The organism is Streptomyces sp. NPDC048106 (assembly GCF_040706415.1).
Lineage (GTDB): Bacteria > Actinomycetota > Actinomycetes > Streptomycetales > Streptomycetaceae > Streptomyces.
Window position 1 is genome coordinate 120,551 of record NZ_JBEZND010000007.1, and the last position, 15,780, is coordinate 136,330.

A 15,780-nucleotide genomic window follows, 5' to 3' on the forward strand; every position below is an offset into this window, starting at 1 on the left:
CACCAAGGAACTCCTCATGCCCGCTCGTCCTGCCCTGGGCAGTCGGCTGTCCGATCGGATCCACCGGCGGCTGGGCCCGGCCGTCCTCGTCTGCTACCTGCTCGCCCTGCTCGTGCCCGGGCCCGGTGCTCGGCTGCGGGGGGCCGCGATCGGCCTCCTCGGGCTGCGCCTCGACGCGTCCGCCGTCGCGCTGTTCGTCATCCTCTTCGCTGCCGCCTTCCAGGTGGCGCCCGGGCGGGCCCTGGCCGCCGCCCGGCAGCCCAAGGTCGTGGTCGCGGGGCTGGCCGCGCATCTGCTGACCGCGTTCGTCCTGGCGCCGGTCACCGCCCTGGTGGTGTACGGCGCCGGGCTGCGGGGGCCGGCCGGCGGCCTGGCCGCCGCCGTCGCGCTGGTCACGGCGGCCCCCGTGGCCGCCGCCGCGACGGTCTGGCTCGGCCGGGACGGCGAGGTCACCGCCCTGCTGGCCGTCGTCCTCCTCTCCGCGCTGCTCAGCCCCCTGACCATGCCCGCGACGCTGGACCTGCTGGGCCATGTCCTGCCGTCGGCCGTCCGCACCCGGGCGCTGGTGGACAGCGCGGCCGGCCAGGCGCGGGCGCTGCTCACCGGTGCCGTCGCCCTGCCCTGCGCGCTCGGCCTGCTCGCCCGGAGGACCGTGCCCCGCTCCGCCACGGGACGCCTGCTCGCCGGGGCACCGCTGACGGCGATGGCGGCGATGCTCACGCTGACCTACGCCAACGCGACCGCCGCGGTTCCCGTGCTGCGCGACGAGCCCTGGACGGCCGTCGTGCTCTGCGTCGCCGTGGGGTGGGGCGCCTGCCGGCTGGCCTTCCTCGCCGGTTCGCTCACCGCCCGTGTCCTGCGCCTGCCGCCCGCCGCCGGGGCCACGGTCACCCTGGCGTGCGGCATGAGCAATGTCAGCGTCAGCGCGGTCGTCGTCGTACAGGCGCTGCCGGGGCAGCCGCACGCGCTGCTGGCGGTCCTGGTCTACGGGCTGGTGCAGAAGGTCGCGGCCCACCGCGCCGTCGCGAGGGGAACCGTCGTATCGCCGTGCCGGACGGTCACTGGCCGGCGCGCCGTTCGGTGATCCAGCGGGCCGCGAGCAGACCGGAGACCGCGGTGAGGGCGGCGGCCGCGAGCACGGTCGTCCGCAGGCCGAACGCGTCAGCGAGGACGCCGGCCACCAGGGCGCCGGCGGCGTAGCCGATGTCACGCCAGAAGCGGTAGGTGCCGAGCGCGTTGGCCCGCCAGGCGGGGTGGGCGTGGTCGGAGACGGAGGCGATGAGCGCCGGGTAGACCATGGCGGTGCCGATGCCGAGCGCGACGGCGGACAGGAGGCCCGCGAGCAGCGGGGTGTCCAGCAGGGCGAGGGCGAGGAGGAAACCGGCGGCCTGGACGAGCATCCCGGTGACGATGAGGGGCTTGCGGCCGACGCGGTCGGCGAGCTGGCCGGTGGGGATCTGCCCGAGGCCCCACAGGACGGGGTAGAGGCCCTTGATGAGGCCGACGGCGGCCAGGCCGAGGCCGTGGTCGGTGAAGAGCAGCGGGAAGACGCCCCAGGTGAGGCCGTCGTTGAGGTTGTTGACCAGCCCGGCCTGGCTCGCCCCGCGCAGGGAGCGGTGGCGCCAGGAGACGCGGGCGAAGACCGCGGCCACGCCGGTGCTCTCGCCGCTGGGCAGTGGCTCGGTGTGCCGGGCCAGTTCGAGGGCGACGTGGGCGGCGGTGTCGCGCACGACCAGGGCGAGGGCGAGGCCCGCGACGACGAAGACCGCGCCGATCAGTTCGGGGACGGGGCGCAGGCCGTAAGCGGTGGCGAGGTAGCCGGTGAGCAGGGCGGTGACGCCGACGGCGGTGTAGCCGGCCGCCTCGTTCAGACCGGTGGCGAGGCCCCGGCGGGCGGGCCCTACCAGGTCGATCTTCATGTTGACGGTCATGGACCAGGCCAGGCCCTGGTTGAGTCCGAGCAGCACGTTGGCGGCGACGATCCATCCCCAGGACGGCGCCCAGGCGAGGACGAAGGGGACGGGCACGCCGAGGAGCCAGCCGGCCAGCAGGAGCTGCTTGCGGCGGAAGCGGGCCGTGAGCGCGCCGGCGGCGAGGTTGGTGAGGGCCTTGGTGAGACCGAAGGCGATGATGAAGGAGAAGACGGCCAGATCGCTGGTCAGGCCGAAGGTGTCGGCGCCGATGAGCGGCACGGTGGTGCGTTCCAGGCCGACCAGGCCGCCCACGCAGACGTTGACGACCACGAGCAGCGCGAACTGCGGCCAGTTCGCGCGCAGCCCGAGCCGGACGCCGTCGCCCCGCTTTTCGGCGGCGGGCGGTACGAGGGGGGCGTCGGCGCGGCTCACGGAGGTTCTCCAGGATCGGGGGTGCGGGCGGGGGGCACGGTGATCACCGTGCCCCCTCGTCGTCGTGGCCGGTGATCAGCGGCGGCCGAAGGGCCACCAGGAGCGCTTGGGCGCGGGCGGGCAGGCGCACCGCTGGGACTGCGGCACGCCCGCGAGTACCTGGTCCACGTGGTTCCCGCAGCCCTCGTACGTGGCCTTGCCGCAGGTTCGGCAGGCGATGCGTCGGCACATGGGTGACTCTCCTCGTCGTTGACTTCTCTGTTGTTCGCGTTCGTCTGTGTTGTCTACATGGGCCGGCGGGTCAGGCGGCCGGTTCCCAGGCGCCGTATCCGCCGAGCAGGTCGTAGACGTCGGTGCGGCCGCTGTGCCGGATGAGGCTGGCGGCGATGGAGGAGCGGTGGCCGCCCGCGCAGTGGACCACCAGACGGCCCTCGGCCGGGATCTCGTCGAGGCGCTGGGCCAGCTCGGCCAGGGGGATGTGCAGAGCGCCCTCGATGGAGCGGCCGTCCTCGCGCTCGCCGCAGTTGCGCACGTCCAGCACCAGCGGGGGCCGGGCGGAGGAGAGCTCCTCGCGCAAGGCGTCCGCGGTCAGCCGACCGGCCCGGCGCGTCTGGTCGGGGTGGGCGAGGAAGAGCCGCGCGGGATCGGCCGCGTACCCGTGGACGCGGTCGAAGCCGATGCGGGCGAGACGGGTGACGGTCTCCTCGGCGCGCCCCTCGGGGGCGACGATGAGGATCTCGTCCTCGGGGGTGAGGACGCTGCCGGCCTGCTCGGCGAAGCGGCCGTCGAGCGGGACGTTGACCGAGCCGGCCAGGTGGCCCGCGGCGAACTCGAACTGGTCGCGTGCGTCGAGCACCACGGCGCCCGCGGTGTGCAGGCGGGCGAACTCGTCCGCGTCCAGCGCGGGGGCGCTCTCGACGGCCTGGAACAGGTCGCGGTTACGGCGGTTGAGGTCGGCGTCGTAGGAGAAGTAGCCGGGGGCGGCGGACTGGCCCGCGGTGACGAGCCGGACGAAGGTGTCCTGGTCCATGGGCCGGCAGGCGCAGTTGGTCAGGCGCTGGTTGCCGATGGTCGACTGGAGTTCGGTGGAGAGGTTCTTGCCGCAGGAGGAGCCGGCGCCGTGGGCGGGGAAGACGCGGACCTCGTCGGGCAGGGCCATCAGCTTGTGGTGGACGCTGTCGTAGAGCATCGCGCCCAGTTCCTCGGCGGTGACGCCGGCGGAGGCGAGCAGGTCGGGGCGGCCGACGTCGCCGATGAACAGGGCGTCGCCGGTGAGCACCCCGTAGGGGACGGTGTCCTGGGGCTTCTCGAAGACGAGGATGCTGATCGACTCGGGGGTGTGGCCCGGCGTCTCCAGGATCTGGAGGGTGACCTCGCCCAGGGAGATCCGCTCGCCGTCGGCGAGCTTCCGGATGGGGTACTCGGTCACGGCGCGCCGCCCGTAGCCGATCCAGGCGCCGGTGCGCTGGGCCAGCTCCAGGTGGCCGGCGAGGAAGTCCGCGTGGAAGTGGGTGTTGATCACCGCCTCGACGGTGAACCCGTGCGCCTCGGCGTCCGCGACGTACTCGTCCACGTCCCGGCGGGGGTCGATCACGACCGCTTTGCCGCTGGTGGGGTCGCCGATGACGTACGAGGCCTGGGACAGGCAGTCGAGGTAGTGCTGGGCGAAGTGCACGGGGTGCCTCCTGGTGCAGGCGGAACGGAAGGGCCGGAGGGGCGGCCCTCATACCCAGGGGGGTATATGGAAGCGTAAGGGATACCCAGGGGGGTATCAACTGGGAGCCAGCGTATACCCATGGGGGTATGGGAGGGCAAGTCGTCGCCCTCGGCGGCGGGAGGTGCGGCTGATGCCGATCGTCTCTGGCGGACACGCGGGGATCTCTGGCATCATCCCCAGGCACCACCTGCACAGTCGCCCCATAAGAAGCCCGGCCTAACGCAGGAGGCTCCCCCATGAAGGTCCGCTCGACCCTGACCGCTCTCGCGCTGGTCGTCGCCCCCGGTGTCGCCGTCGTCGGCACCGCGACGGACGCGTTCGCGGTCACCAAGATCACCCAGGCCACCGCGACCCAGATGTTCCGCGACGCCGGCATCACCTGGTCGTCGTCCGGCAACTGCTCGGACCGCAACAACTCGACCTGTACGTCGTTCGACCAGCTCAACCTGGCCACCGCCCAGGGCGCGGTGACCCTCAAGCACGCCAGCGGCTGCGCCCTGAACATCACCGGCGGCACCGAGACCGGGCACGCCTCCGGCACGTACTCCCACTGGAACGGCTACAAGCTCGACTACGGCAAGAACACCTGCATCACCAACTACATCAAGAACAGCTTCACTTACTCCGGCCTGCGCGGCGACGGCTACCCGATGTGGACCGCGGCCAGCGGCAACGTCTACGCCGACGAGGGCACCCACTGGGACGCCCTCTACTACAGCTGCGGCTGCTGACACCCTCGTGGCCGGCATCCGGGCGACCGCCGTCGTCCGGATCCCCGCGCCCTGACGACCCGGCGCCGGTCACGGCTCCTCGGTGTCGGCGCGCCCCTCGGCCATGAGCTCCAGGACCGCCTCGACGACGACCTCGGGAGCCGGGCCCGCGTCCACGGCGCCGCCCCGTTCGTCGGGCCCGAGCGGTTCCAGCGTCGCCTCCTGCGACTCCAGCAGCACGCGCGGCATGAAGTGGCCGGAACGCTCGCTCATCCGCCGCCCCACCTCATCGTGCCGGGCCGTCAGATGCACGAAGAAGGCGTCAGGGCAGGCAGCCCGCAGGGTGTCCCGGTAACGGCGGCGCAGCGCGGAGCAGGGCACCACACCACCCGTGCCGGCCTGGTCGCGTTCGCGCAGCCAGCGGCCGATCGACTCCAGCCAGGTCTGCCGGTCGGCGTCGGTGAGCGGCACGCCCGCCGACATCTTCGCGACGCTCTCGGGGGAGTGGAAGTCGTCCGCCTCCGCGAAGGGGACGCCCAGCCGCCCCGCGAGCAGCCGGGCCACCGTGGTCTTGCCCACCCCGGACACCCCGACCACGACGACGCACGGCGGACGCTGCCCAAGGTCACGGCGCATCGGGCTGCTCCTTCACGGCCGGCCGTCGTCGGACGCCGTGTGCAGCACCGTCTCCTCGTGCAGCAGCGCGTCCCTGGTCAGCGGGCCCGGACCGTAAGGATGCCGGGGCGCCGGTCCGTCCGAGCCCGCCGGGTACTCCTCCAGGGGGACGAGTCCGCGCTCCCACGCCGTGAGGACCGGGGTGAGCACCCGCCAGGCCTCCTCCGCCTCGTCGCCGCGGATGGACAGGGCGGGATCGCCCCGCAGGACGTCCAGCAACAGTCGTCCGTAGGCGGGCAGTTCGGCGGGCTCCAGCTCGGCGGACAGCGCCAGCTCGGTGAGGTGCCCGGCCCGGGAGCCCGTGCCCATCAGATCCAGGGCCAGCCCCTCCGGCTCCAGCCCGAAGCGCAGCACGTTGGGCTCCACCTCCCCGGTGTGCCCGAACGGCAGATGGGGCACGGGCCGGAACCGCACCGCGACCTCCTTGCGGTCCGACCCCAGCCCCTTGCCGCTGCGCAGCCGGAACGTCGTACCCGCCCAGCGCCAGTTGTCCACTTCGAGCTCCACCTCGGCGAAGGTCTCGGTCCCGCGCAGGGGGTCCACGCCCTCCTCGTCGGCGTACGACGGCACGTCGTGGCCCTCGATCCGGCCCGCCGAGTAGCGGGCGCGGCGCGTGCGGTGCACCACGTCGTAATCGGTCAGCAGCCGCACGGAGCGCAGCACGTCCACCTTGCGGTCCCGCAGGTCGCGTTCGCCCAGGGTGACCGGCGGTTCCATGGCGACGAGGCAGAGCACCTGGAGCAGATGGTTCTGCACCATGTCCTTCAGGGCGCCCACCTGGTCGTAGTAGCCGGCCCGGCCCTCCAGCGCGAGGCTCTCGTCCCAGACGATCTCCACCTCGGCGATGTGGGTGCTGTTCCACAGGGGCTCCAGCACCCGGTTGGCGAGCCTGCTGCCCAGCACGTTCTGCACCGTCGTCATGGCCAGGAAGTGGTCCACCCGGAACACCGCCTGCTCCGGCACCAGTTCGGCGAGCAGAGCGTTCAACTCCCGTGTGCTGTCCAGGTCTTCGCCGAACGGCTTCTCCAGCACGATCCTGCTCCCGGCCGGCAGGCCCGCCGAGCGCAGCGCGGAGACCACCCGGGGGAAGAGCACGGGCGGCAGCGCCAGGTACAGCGCCACGGGCTCGTCACCGGCGACGACCGCCCGGACGTCCTCCGGGTCGGTGACATCGGCCCGCTGGTAGTGCGCCGACTCCACGACCGCCCGCCGGGCGTCGGCCGGAAGGTCACCGTCCTGCCGGTCGAGCCACTCGGTGATCCACTCCCGGAACCGCTCCGTGGTCCACTCCTCGCGGCTCGCCCCGGTCAGCCGGAACCCGTCGCCGAGGTGTCCCGCGGCGCGCAGGGCGGCGAGGGCCGGCATGAGGAAGCGCCCGCTGAGGTCCCCCGTCGCACCCAGGACGACCAGACGCCCGATCATCGCCGGCTCGCCGCCCTCGCCCGCTGGAGGTTCACGCCGCTCGCGATGATGCCGATATGGCTGAACGCCTGGGGGAAGTTGCCCATGAACTCTCCTGTGGTGGGGTGGATCTGCTCCGACAGCAGCCCGAGCGTGCTGGCCCGCGCGCACAGGGAGGCGTACAGCTCCCCGGCCTCCTCGGTGCGGCCCTGCCCGACCAGGTTGTCGACCAGCCAGAAGCTGCACAGCACGAACGCGCCCTCGTCACCGGCCAGACCGTCGGGGGCCTCGTCGTGCAGGTAGCGGTAGAGCAGTCCGTCCCCGGCCGACAGCCGCTCCGCGACGGCCTTCGCCGTGGCCACCATCCGCGGGTGACCGGCCGGTACGACCTCACGCAGAGGCAGTGCCAGCAAGCTCGCGTCGAGGACACCGCCGCCGGACAGATGCGCGCTGAGGGTGCGCGACTTCTCGTCCCAGGACTCCTCCAGGATCATGCGGCGCACGTGCTCCGCCGCCGTCCGCCACTGGTCGATCCGGCCGGGCAGACCGTGCCGCTCGGCGATGCGCACCGCCCGGTCCAGGGCCACCTGGCACATCCCGGCCGAAAAGGTGAACGCCCGCCCCTCGCTGCGGACTTCCCAGATCCCCTGGTCGGGAGTGTGCCACGCCTGCTCCGCCGCGTCGGCGAGCCCGGCCAGGCCCGCCCACAGCGCCGGCTGGATCTCCCCGCCCGCGAGCAGCCACCTGTCGGCACAGTCGAGGATCTCGCCGTAGACGTCGTGCTGGCGCTGGTCCGCCGCGCCGTTGCCCCAGCGCACGGGGGCGGAACCGCGATAGCCGGCCAGCTCGCCGTCCTCCACCTCGTCCGGCACCGTGTCGCCCTGGACGGTGTACATGATGCGCGGCTGCCGGCTTTGCTCGAAGGCGTCGAGGACCCAGCCGAGGAAGGAGTCCGCCTCGCCGTCGAACCCGATGCGGCGCAGCGCGAACACGGCGTACGCCGCGTCACGGATCCAGGCGTAGCGGTAGTCCCAGTTGCGGATGCCGCCGATCGGCGCGGGCAGCGAGGAGGTGGGCGCGGCCACCAGTGAGCCGCTGGCCAGGTCGTCGCACATCTTCAGCGTGAGCGCGGCCCGTCTGACCAGGGCCGTCTGGGGACCGGCGTAGTCGCAGTGCCGCATCCAGCGGCGCCAGGCGTCGGCGGTGCCCTGGAGCATGGCGTCGGTGTCGAAACGGTGGTGGCGGTGGAAGCGCCCCCAGGACAGCACCAGGTCGAGGCGCTCGCCCTGACGGAGGTCGTGCGTGCTGTGCAGACCGGTCAGCGGACGGTTGGAGCGCAGGTGCAGGCGCAGGCCGGGCTGCCGGTGGGGTCGTACCCCGAGCCCGCTGAACAGCGCCTGCGTCTCTCCGCCGCCGCGCGGCTCCAGCTCGGCCCGCAGCCGTACGTGCCCGTCCAGGACCACGGCCGAGCGCACGAGTTCCGCCCGCCCGGCCGGCACGTCCTCGGTGAGGTCGGCGCCGGACCGGAGGGCGAGCGCGTCGGTGAGGCGCACCAGGCCGGTGCGGGAGCGCAGTTCGGTGACCAGCACACCCGTGTCGGGCTGGTAGCGCTGCCGCGCCTCCACCAGGTCCTCGGGCGCCACGGTGAAGTGGCCGCCGCGCGCGGGATCGAGCAGAGCGCAGAAGGGCGGGTCCGAGTCGAAGCGGGGCAGGCACATCCACGGGATGGAGCCGTCCAGGCCGACCAGGGCTGCCGTGGTGCCGTCCCCGATCAGGCCGAGATCCTCCAGCGGGAGACAGCCGTCCCGCCTGCGGACGGGCCGGAAGGGCGGATCGGGATCGTACATGCGGCCTCGCTTCTCTGACGCCGAGCGGTGCTGCCGGGCCGGGACGCGTCACTCGTCGAAGCTGATCAGGACCTTCACGGTGTCCTCCAGCTTCTTGTCCGAGACCTCGAAGGCACGCTCCATCTGGCTGAAGGGGAACCGGTGGGTGGTCAGCCGGGTCGGGTCGACACGCTTGGTCTCCAGCACCCGCAGCAGCCGCTCCATGCGGAGCCGCCCGCCGGGGCACAGGCCGGTCGCGATCGTCTTGTCCGCCATGCCGACACCCCATTCGACGCGCGGGATGTGCACGAACTCGCCCTGGCCGAAGTAGCCGATGACGGAGATCGTGCCGCCCGGCTTGGTCACCTTGACCGCGGTCTGGAAGGTCACGTCCGCGCCGAGCGCCTCGATGGCGGTGTCCACGCCCTGGCCGCCGGTCAGCTCATGGATCCGCGCGACCACGTCCTCCTTGCTGAAGTCCACGATCACGTCCGCGCCGTAGAACCGGGCGAGTTCCTGCCGGCTGGGCACCGACTCGACGCCGATGACCAGGCCCGCGCCCCGCAGGCGCGCCCCGACCGTGGCCATCAGCCCGACCGGGCCCTGCGCCAGCACCGCCACCGTGCCGCCGATCGGGATGTTGCCGTGCTCGGCGCCCATGAAGCCGGTGGACAGCATGTCGGCGCAGTAGACCGCCACCTCGTCGGAGATGCCCTCGGGAATCCGCGCCAGGTTGGCGTCCGCGCCGCTCACATGGAAGTACTCGGCGAACACCCCGTCCTTGAGGTTGGCGAACTTGAAGCCGCCCAGCGGTCCGCCCGACTGCGAGGGGTAGCCGTTCTGCGAGGCGAGGTCGCCCCAGTCGGGGGTGATGGCCCCGACCAGCACCCGGTCGCCGGGACGGAAGTCCTTCACCTCGCCGCCCACCGCGTGCACGATGCCGACGGCCTCGTGGCCGAGGGTCAGGTCCGTTCGGGGCCCGATGCCGCCCTGCACGGTGTGCGAGTCGGAGGTGCAGATCAGCGCCTTGGTCGTGCGCACCACGGCGTCGGTCGGCCCCGGCTCGGGAACGGGCTTGTCCATGAAGCCGACGCTCCCGATCTTCTTCATCACGAATGCCTTCACCGGCCTTCGCCCTCCTGTCGGATGACCACCGCCACGGCCCCGGCGGCCGCATGGTTCTCCCGCCGTCTCCGGCGGTCGGCGGCGACGTCGCACACCGTGATCACCGTCTCACGGGGCTGCGGGGAGCGCGCGTCGACCGCGGGGCCGTTGATGCGTTCCGGTGAAAGCAGGGCCATGTCGCACGGCGAATCCGCCGCGCTTTCGCGGTCCGCCCGCATCGTGGTGACTCCGTCGTGCTGCGCGCGGGGCGGAGGGCGGAGGGTTCATGTCCGGCAGTGCCGCAGGGCGCGCCTTCATCGGGTCGTTCACGTCGGCGGGTGGGCCGGGGATCGTCGTGGCCGACATCGACCCGCGCACCGGGGCGCTGACCTGGGCGGGTGTCGTGGAGTCCGTTGCGAACCCGTCGTACCTCGCCGTCGGGCACGGGGAGCCGGGCCCCGTCCTCTACGCGGTCTCGGAGACGGTGGCGGGGGCGGTGGCCGCGTACGACGCCGCCGAGGCGGTGCCCCGCCCGCTCGGCGAGCCCGTGCGGGTGGGCGGCGACGAACCGACCCATCTCGCGCTGATCCAGGGGCATCTGCTGACCGCCAACTACGGCTCGGGCAGCGTCAGCGTGCTGCCGCTGACGGCCGAGGGAGCGCCGCTGCCCCCGAGCGGCGTGCTGCGCCACGAGGGCTCGGGACCGCACCCGGAACGCCAGCGGTCCCCGCACGCCCATCAGGTCGTGCCCGATCCGACGGGCCGCTGGGTGCTCGCCGTCGATCTCGGCACCGACTCGGTACAGGTCTGCTCGCTGGACGAGCGCACGGGCGAACTGCGCCCGCACGGCGGGACCGCGCTGCCGCCGGGCACCGGCCCCCGGCACCTGGCCTTCCATCCGTCCGGAGACCACGCCTACGTCCTCGGTGAACTGCGGCCGACGGTGACCGTGTGCCGCTGGGACGCCGCCGCCGGGGTGCTGCGAGCGGTCGGCGAGACCCCGCTGTTCCCGGACGGGCCGGCCGTCCCGGTGCAGCCCTCCGCCCCGGTGGTGGCACCGGACGGCCGGTATCTGTGGGCGGCGGTGCGCGGCACCGACACCGTGGCCGTCCTCGCGCTCGACGCGTCCGGGGAGCGGGCGGAACGGGTGACGGACGTGCCCTGCGGTGGCCGCCGGCCGCGTGACCTGGCACTCGATCCGTCGGGTCGGCGCCTGTACGCGGCCAACGAGCTTTCGGGCGAGGTGAGCTGGCTCGATCTCGACACCGCGACGGGCGTCCCCCGGCCCGCCGGATCGCTGCCCGTGCCCGCCGCCAGCAGCGTCGCCTTCGGGTGAGGGCACCCCCGTACGCGGACCAGGGACGAGGGACGAGAGACGAGGGAAGAGGATGGCCGAGCGACAGGACGAGAGAGAACGCATCGTGGTCGGCGTGGACGGCTCGGAGGGGTCCAAGCAGGCCCTGAGCTGGGCGGTGCGCCAGGCGGACCTCACCGGCGGGTGGGTGGAGGCGGTGATCGCCTGGGACGTCCCGCAGTTCCACGGCGCCCTCGGCTGGCTGCCGCCGTCCAGCTCCGACGAAGCCGCTCTGGCGGGACGGGCGCAGAGCGAACTCACGGCCGCGGTGGAGGAGGCCGCCGCGGCACACCCCACCGTGCAGGTCAGCACGGTGGTGCGCTACGGCAGCCCGGCCAGCGTCCTGCTTGAGGCCTCCCGCGACGCCGCGCTGCTCGTGGTCGGCAGCCGGGGCCTCGGCGGCTTCCGGGGCCTGCTGCTCGGCTCGGTCGCCCAGCACTGTGTCCAGCACGCCGCCTGCCCGGTCCTCGTCCTGCGGGGCAAGGAGGAGTGAGGCGCGGCGGGCTCACCGAGCCGGCGCGGGGGAGGGCTCGCGCACGGTCCACCGGTCCCGGTCCTCCGCCTCATCGCGCATCGGCACGCCGGCGAGGAGGGCCAGGGCACCCGCCGCCATGCTCAGCGGGAGACCGGCCCAGCCGGGGACGACCCCCAGGGCACAGGGCAGGACGAGCAGGGCGCCGGCCGTCGCGATGACCAGCCGGAAGAAGTGCACCCGGGGGAAGTCGATGTGACGGGACGGCCGGGTGAGCGGCTTCACGGCGAGGGCCGGGTCCGTCTTCCGTACCGGCGCGGCACCGGCACGCAGGTACTTCCTGTGGTCCTTGTCCGGTGTGACGCCCCAGACGACGTGACCGGAGTCGGAGACGAAGGCGGCCGCGGCTCTGCGCTGTGGGTCCGCGCCGATGCTCTCCCGCCACCGCTCGGGCCGGCACAGCCAGCCGCCGTGGCCCACGAGGGCCGCGTGGGCGAGGTGCCGGTCGCCGGGGGAGATGCGGACGTGGCGCTTGGATATCGCCGGTATGGCCTGGAGGCGGATGGTCCGCTGCCGGTCGGCGTCGTCCTCGGGCACCAGTTCGACGCAGTAGGCGCTGGAGGTGGCGACCCTGCGGGCGCGGTCCCCGGTCATGTACGGGTTCGTCTCCCGGACCGGGCAGCGGACCCGGACGCGGATCGCGTGGACGCCGCCCGCGGCCGCGTCCTTCCTGAGGACGCGCTGCCCGGTGCGCAGGGGGCTTCGCAGCAGCACGGTGGCGTACACGGACAGCACTACGCCGAGGAGCCAGGTGAGCACGACGTACAGGGCGGTGAACGATGACTGCCCGTTGTCGAAAGCGCTGTTGGCCGCCGCGTTCGGGGCCCAGACGACGTCCGTCCGGCCCTCGGTGTACGTCATGACCCAGGAGACCGCCGCGGCCGACGGGGCCGCCGCTCCCAGTGTTTTGGCGAGCGGCGTGGAACGACGCTGCATGTGGCCTCCCCCTGGCCGTGGTGTGAAGATCTTGTGCGCGAAAGGAGATTACGCCTCGGCGATCGGCTCCCGAAAGGCCTGTGGACAACTGTCGGCAGCCCCGCCTCAGGGGGACGGAAGGAGCTGCTCACGCACCCAGGCGGGGTCGGGATTGGTGTAAGCCCGGCCCGCCACGACCACGGTCGGCACGGTCTCGTCGCCGTCGTTGGCCGCCCGCACCGCCGCCGCGCCGTCGGGGTCGCGCCAGATGTCGACCCAGTGCAGGCGGCGGGCGCCGAGGCCCAGCCGGAAGCGCAGGCGCAGACAGTATGTGCAGCCCGGCCGCCAGTACACGACGGGCCGGCCGTCGGCCGTGCTGCGCCGCCGGGCCTCCGACGCGCTGACGGAACGCGGGAAGACCAGCGGCGAGTTCACGGCGGCGAGCAGCACGAACACCGAGGCGAAGGCCGTGGCCGTGCCGCGGTCGCCCTTGAGGAACATTCCCGCCGTCGCGACGGAACCGCAGAGGATCAGCACTGTCGGCAGGGACCAGGAGCGTCTCATGGTGACGCAGGCTATCCGTACGGCCGCCGGGAAGGCCCCGCGGCCGTCAGTCGTCCTCCTCGTCGTGGTCGTGATGGACGACGCCGTCCTCGTCGAGCCGGGGGTGGATGCGTTCGGGGCCGTGGTCGCTGGTGTCGGACGGGCGCGGTCCCTCGGGGCCGTCGGATCCCCAGCGCAGCATGCGCCGGGTGCGGATGATCCGGTACGTGGTGTCGAGGACCTCCAACTGGTTGACACGGCCGGAGCGGAGCCGCCGGGAGGCCTCGGCGTACGCGATCAGCTCGGGATCGGCACCGGGGTCGTCGGCCGCGACGGTGCGGGCGTCGACGAGCCGGTCGGCGTCCACGGGGATCAGGCCGCGGGTACGCGGTTCGAGCCACGTCAGGAAGAAGTCCAGCGACTTGCGGGCGCCGAGCGCGGTGGTGTGCGGGCGGCTCACCGGCCCCCAGCCCTTGCCGTCGCGTTCCGCGACCGTGAACGTGGCCGGCAGCAGCACGACGTCCGGATGGGTCCGCCGGGCCCGGCGGGACTCGCGGATCACGAAGTCGGGGAACCGGGAGCCGGCGTAGACGAAGTCGCGCAGCGCCAGCCGCTCGGTGGCCAGGGCAGGGGTGAGCGGCGCGTCCGGGTCCAGGACCAGATCGGCGTCGACCTCCGGCTCCCGGCTGCCGAGGCTCCAGTCGGCGGAGAGGGGCTCCGGGTCGGTCGGGCGCGGCAGTTCGATGCCGCCCGCGCCCGTGCCGGCGTACTCCTCGGCGCGGACGATCCGGTAGCGCGTGCCGAGGACGGTGAGTTCGTCGACGGGCTCGGTCTCCAGCCGGGCGACCGCCGCGAGCAGGGCACGGCGCTCCGCCCTGTCCTTGGCCTCGTCCTTCGCGCGGAACCACAGCCGGGAGTTCAGGCTGTCGCGTGACATCTGCGGGAAGGGGGCCGTGATCGAGGTCACCGCCCGCCAGCGCTGCCCGTCCCGCGCGCTCTGCGCGACGACCCCGAACAGCGGGCCGCGCACGGCCACTTCGCCGGCGTTCACCACGGCGTCGAGGGCGTCGGCCTCCATGGCGGCCTCGACCGGCTCCACCGGCACACGCACGACCACCGGCCGCACCCCGTCCGGCCTCACATTCCCAAGGTCCATGCGCCCTATCCTGCCGACCGGAGGACGCGTCCAGCGCGGTTTTTGGTGAAATGCCGCTCCTCGGGCGAAAAACCAGCCATCCGTGGTGGAATGACGGCGGGGCCTGCCGGGAACTTCTCTCCCGGCAGGCCCCGTTCGGTGCGCGTCCGTCAGAACTGCTCGACGAAGTACGGCTCGACGGTCATCCAGCCGTTGCCCCGGGCGCCGTAGTACGTGCCCTGGTTGCTCTGGGCCAGGGTGTACCAGGAGTCCACGTAGTCGGGGTCGTCGGTCCACCAGTCGTCCGGGATGGCGTCCAGGATCGCGTTCACCAGCGGGATGTAGGTGCCCTGGTCGGTGATGGTGAGCAGCGCCGTGGCGATCGCCTTGGCGAGGTCACGGTAGTTGGTGCTGCCGTCCTCCTCCATCATCACGGCGTCGGCCAGGTTGTACTTGTAGTTCGACCAGTTGACCAGGATCTGGTTGGGCTTGTAGACGGTGCCGGCCTTGTCGAGGTAGGGCATGTCCACGGGGTCGACGCGGACCTTGCCGTCCTGGCCGAAGCCGCTGACCAGGGTGTAGATCTCGGCGTCGCCCTTGATCCAGGGCTCCTCGTCGTCGGCCACCTCGACCGACGTGATCTTCGTCGTCCAGTAGCCGGCGGTGGCCGTCGCCTGCGGGGTGGTCGTGGTGTTCACCGCCGTCGGTGCCGCGGACCGCACCCCGTCCTTCACCAGTTCCTGGCGCAGGACGTCCATACCGGCCGCCAGCGCCTTGGAGCTGTCGACGTCGACGACGTACACCGGGTGCGCCGGGGTCTCGCGGGCGTCCAGGAGGTGGGCGCCGCCCTGGCTGTCGTAGGCGGTGACGGTGCCGGCGTGGTCGTCCGAGGCGGCCGCCGCGACCCAGGGGGCCGTGCCGGCCGACAGTGCGGCGCGCATCGAGGGGTCCCCGAGGCGCAGCTGGAGCAGCGAGCCGGTCTTCGCGTCGAGGCCCTTGGCCGCGGCGATCTGCCCGTCGGCGGCGGCGAGTTCCGACTTCAGCGAGCCGCTCGCCCGCTCGGTGACGGACACCTCGCGCGACGTCAGAGCGGCCGTGCGCAGCCGGGTGTTCCAGGACGCGTCGCCGAGCGAGCGCGCGATGGCCCGGGCGGCCCGGTCCTGGGCGGAGGTGACGGCGGACGCGGTGGCGGAGGGGGCGTGCGCCGCGCGGGTGGCCGCCGGGGTGGGGGCCGGGGCCGCGAAGGCCGAGGGGGCGGCGGCCAGGGTCTGGGCCGCGCAGAAGGTGAGCAGGGTGGCCGCGGCGGCGGTGAGGGTGCTGCGTCCGCGGGTGTGACGAGGTCTCACGAGGATCGATCCTCCGGACGTGGAGTGGTCGGTGACGGAACCGGCTCCCGCAGAGGTCTATGCGAGTAGATGATTCCCCGTCAATAATGACGCGGGCATGTCATATGCACAAGGTTCTCACAGCGTGAACAGACGCACCTTCTACCGGAACTCCCTGCCCCTACAGAGAAATTGACG

Annotated in this window: 16 protein-coding genes; 4 read left to right on the forward strand and 12 right to left on the reverse strand. The window is 73.0% G+C overall.

From position 1 onward, the window contains the following. Positions 1-16 precede the first annotated feature (16 nt). On the forward strand, positions 17-1,084 hold the full coding sequence (locus tag AB0927_RS09720) for a sodium-dependent transporter (RefSeq protein ID WP_366666992.1): 1,068 nt from the start codon (positions 17-19) through the stop codon (positions 1,082-1,084). Here AB0927_RS09720 and AB0927_RS09725 read toward each other — a convergent pair. The 3 genes from AB0927_RS09725 to AB0927_RS09735 form a co-directional block, all read right to left on the reverse strand. After that, positions 1,059-2,345 (reverse strand): MFS transporter, encoded by a 1,287-nt coding sequence (locus tag AB0927_RS09725; RefSeq protein WP_366666993.1) that lies wholly within the window; start codon positions 2,343-2,345, stop codon positions 1,059-1,061. The genes AB0927_RS09720 and AB0927_RS09725 overlap by 26 nt on opposite strands. A gap of 75 nt (positions 2,346-2,420) precedes the next feature. Then, positions 2,421-2,576 (reverse strand): hypothetical protein, encoded by a 156-nt coding sequence (locus AB0927_RS09730; protein ID WP_366666994.1) that lies wholly within the window; start codon positions 2,574-2,576, stop codon positions 2,421-2,423. A gap of 70 nt (positions 2,577-2,646) precedes the next feature. Continuing rightward, positions 2,647-4,020: an MBL fold metallo-hydrolase gene (locus tag AB0927_RS09735; protein ID WP_366666995.1), complete on the reverse strand. Its 1,374-nt coding sequence runs from the start codon at positions 4,018-4,020 to the stop codon at positions 2,647-2,649. Between the two features lie 278 nt (positions 4,021-4,298). Here AB0927_RS09735 and AB0927_RS09740 point away from each other — a divergent pair, with 278 nt between their 5' ends. Next, positions 4,299-4,793 (forward strand): hypothetical protein, encoded by a 495-nt coding sequence (locus AB0927_RS09740; RefSeq protein ID WP_366666996.1) that lies wholly within the window; start codon positions 4,299-4,301, stop codon positions 4,791-4,793. 69 nt (positions 4,794-4,862) lie between these two features. Here AB0927_RS09740 and AB0927_RS09745 read toward each other — a convergent pair whose 3' ends face one another. From AB0927_RS09745 to AB0927_RS09765, 5 genes are read right to left on the reverse strand one after another with little or no spacing between them, the layout of a single operon-like run. Then, positions 4,863-5,408 carry a gluconokinase gene (locus AB0927_RS09745; protein ID WP_366666998.1) on the reverse strand — a complete coding sequence of 182 codons (546 nt, stop codon included), beginning with the start codon at positions 5,406-5,408 and terminating at the stop codon, positions 4,863-4,865. 12 nt (positions 5,409-5,420) lie between these two features. Further along, on the reverse strand, positions 5,421-6,869 hold the full coding sequence (locus AB0927_RS09750) for a glucose-6-phosphate dehydrogenase (protein ID WP_366666999.1): 1,449 nt from the start codon (positions 6,867-6,869) through the stop codon (positions 5,421-5,423). Beyond that, positions 6,866-8,695, reverse strand: coding sequence for a glycoside hydrolase family 15 protein (locus AB0927_RS09755; protein WP_366667000.1), 1,830 nt, complete (start codon positions 8,693-8,695; stop codon positions 6,866-6,868). The genes AB0927_RS09750 and AB0927_RS09755 overlap by 4 nt, the downstream gene beginning before the upstream one ends. A 48-nt stretch (positions 8,696-8,743) precedes the next feature. Further along, a complete protein-coding gene (locus AB0927_RS09760) occupies positions 8,744-9,799 on the reverse strand; it encodes an NAD(P)-dependent alcohol dehydrogenase (RefSeq protein WP_366667001.1) in 1,056 nt (351 codons plus the stop codon). Next, on the reverse strand, positions 9,796-10,017 hold the full coding sequence (locus AB0927_RS09765; RefSeq protein ID WP_366667002.1) for a hypothetical protein: 222 nt from the start codon (positions 10,015-10,017) through the stop codon (positions 9,796-9,798). Before AB0927_RS09765 ends, AB0927_RS09760 begins: the two co-directional genes overlap by 4 nt. A 47-nt stretch (positions 10,018-10,064) precedes the next feature. Here AB0927_RS09765 and AB0927_RS09770 point away from each other — a divergent pair, with 47 nt between their 5' ends. Beyond that, positions 10,065-11,114 (forward strand): lactonase family protein, encoded by a 1,050-nt coding sequence (locus AB0927_RS09770; protein WP_366667003.1) that lies wholly within the window; start codon positions 10,065-10,067, stop codon positions 11,112-11,114. Between the two features lie 52 nt (positions 11,115-11,166). Beyond that, entirely contained in the window at positions 11,167-11,625 is a 459-nt protein-coding gene (locus tag AB0927_RS09775) for a universal stress protein (RefSeq protein ID WP_366667004.1), read from the forward strand. 12 nt (positions 11,626-11,637) lie between these two features. Here AB0927_RS09775 and AB0927_RS09780 read toward each other — a convergent pair whose 3' ends face one another. The 4 genes from AB0927_RS09780 to AB0927_RS09795 all read right to left on the reverse strand — a co-directional run bounded on the left by AB0927_RS09780 (position 11,638) and on the right by AB0927_RS09795 (position 15,603). Further along, positions 11,638-12,600: a hypothetical protein gene (locus AB0927_RS09780; protein WP_366667006.1), complete on the reverse strand. Its 963-nt coding sequence runs from the start codon at positions 12,598-12,600 to the stop codon at positions 11,638-11,640. Between the two features lie 105 nt (positions 12,601-12,705). Then, positions 12,706-13,143 (reverse strand): glutaredoxin domain-containing protein, encoded by a 438-nt coding sequence (locus AB0927_RS09785; RefSeq protein WP_366667007.1) that lies wholly within the window; start codon positions 13,141-13,143, stop codon positions 12,706-12,708. A 46-nt stretch (positions 13,144-13,189) separates the two neighbouring features. Further along, on the reverse strand, positions 13,190-14,278 hold the full coding sequence (locus tag AB0927_RS09790) for a DUF5954 family protein (RefSeq protein WP_366667008.1): 1,089 nt from the start codon (positions 14,276-14,278) through the stop codon (positions 13,190-13,192). Positions 14,279-14,427: 149 nt separating this feature from the next. Then, entirely contained in the window at positions 14,428-15,603 is a 1,176-nt protein-coding gene (locus AB0927_RS09795; RefSeq protein ID WP_366667009.1) for a DUF3103 family protein, read from the reverse strand. Between the last annotated feature and the right edge of the window lie 177 nt (positions 15,604-15,780).

What these genes read in the sequence shown, in the direction of transcription:
- AB0927_RS09720 (WP_366666992.1), top strand. Translation starts at nt 17, where the DNA reads ATGCCCGCTCGTCCTGCCCTGGGCAGTCGGCTGTCCGATCGGATCCAC.
- AB0927_RS09730 (WP_366666994.1), bottom strand. Translation starts at nt 2,576, where the DNA reads ATGTGCCGACGCATCGCCTGCCGAACCTGCGGCAAGGCCACGTACGAG.
- AB0927_RS09740 (WP_366666996.1), top strand. Translation starts at nt 4,299, where the DNA reads ATGAAGGTCCGCTCGACCCTGACCGCTCTCGCGCTGGTCGTCGCCCCC.
- AB0927_RS09745 (WP_366666998.1), bottom strand. Translation starts at nt 5,408, where the DNA reads ATGCGCCGTGACCTTGGGCAGCGTCCGCCGTGCGTCGTCGTGGTCGGG.
- AB0927_RS09750 (WP_366666999.1), bottom strand. Translation starts at nt 6,869, where the DNA reads ATGATCGGGCGTCTGGTCGTCCTGGGTGCGACGGGGGACCTCAGCGGG.
- AB0927_RS09755 (WP_366667000.1), bottom strand. Translation starts at nt 8,695, where the DNA reads ATGTACGATCCCGATCCGCCCTTCCGGCCCGTCCGCAGGCGGGACGGC.
- AB0927_RS09765 (WP_366667002.1), bottom strand. Translation starts at nt 10,017, where the DNA reads ATGCGGGCGGACCGCGAAAGCGCGGCGGATTCGCCGTGCGACATGGCC.
- AB0927_RS09770 (WP_366667003.1), top strand. Translation starts at nt 10,065, where the DNA reads ATGTCCGGCAGTGCCGCAGGGCGCGCCTTCATCGGGTCGTTCACGTCG.
- AB0927_RS09775 (WP_366667004.1), top strand. Translation starts at nt 11,167, where the DNA reads ATGGCCGAGCGACAGGACGAGAGAGAACGCATCGTGGTCGGCGTGGAC.
- AB0927_RS09780 (WP_366667006.1), bottom strand. Translation starts at nt 12,600, where the DNA reads ATGCAGCGTCGTTCCACGCCGCTCGCCAAAACACTGGGAGCGGCGGCC.
- AB0927_RS09785 (WP_366667007.1), bottom strand. Translation starts at nt 13,143, where the DNA reads ATGAGACGCTCCTGGTCCCTGCCGACAGTGCTGATCCTCTGCGGTTCC.
- AB0927_RS09790 (WP_366667008.1), bottom strand. Translation starts at nt 14,278, where the DNA reads ATGGACCTTGGGAATGTGAGGCCGGACGGGGTGCGGCCGGTGGTCGTG.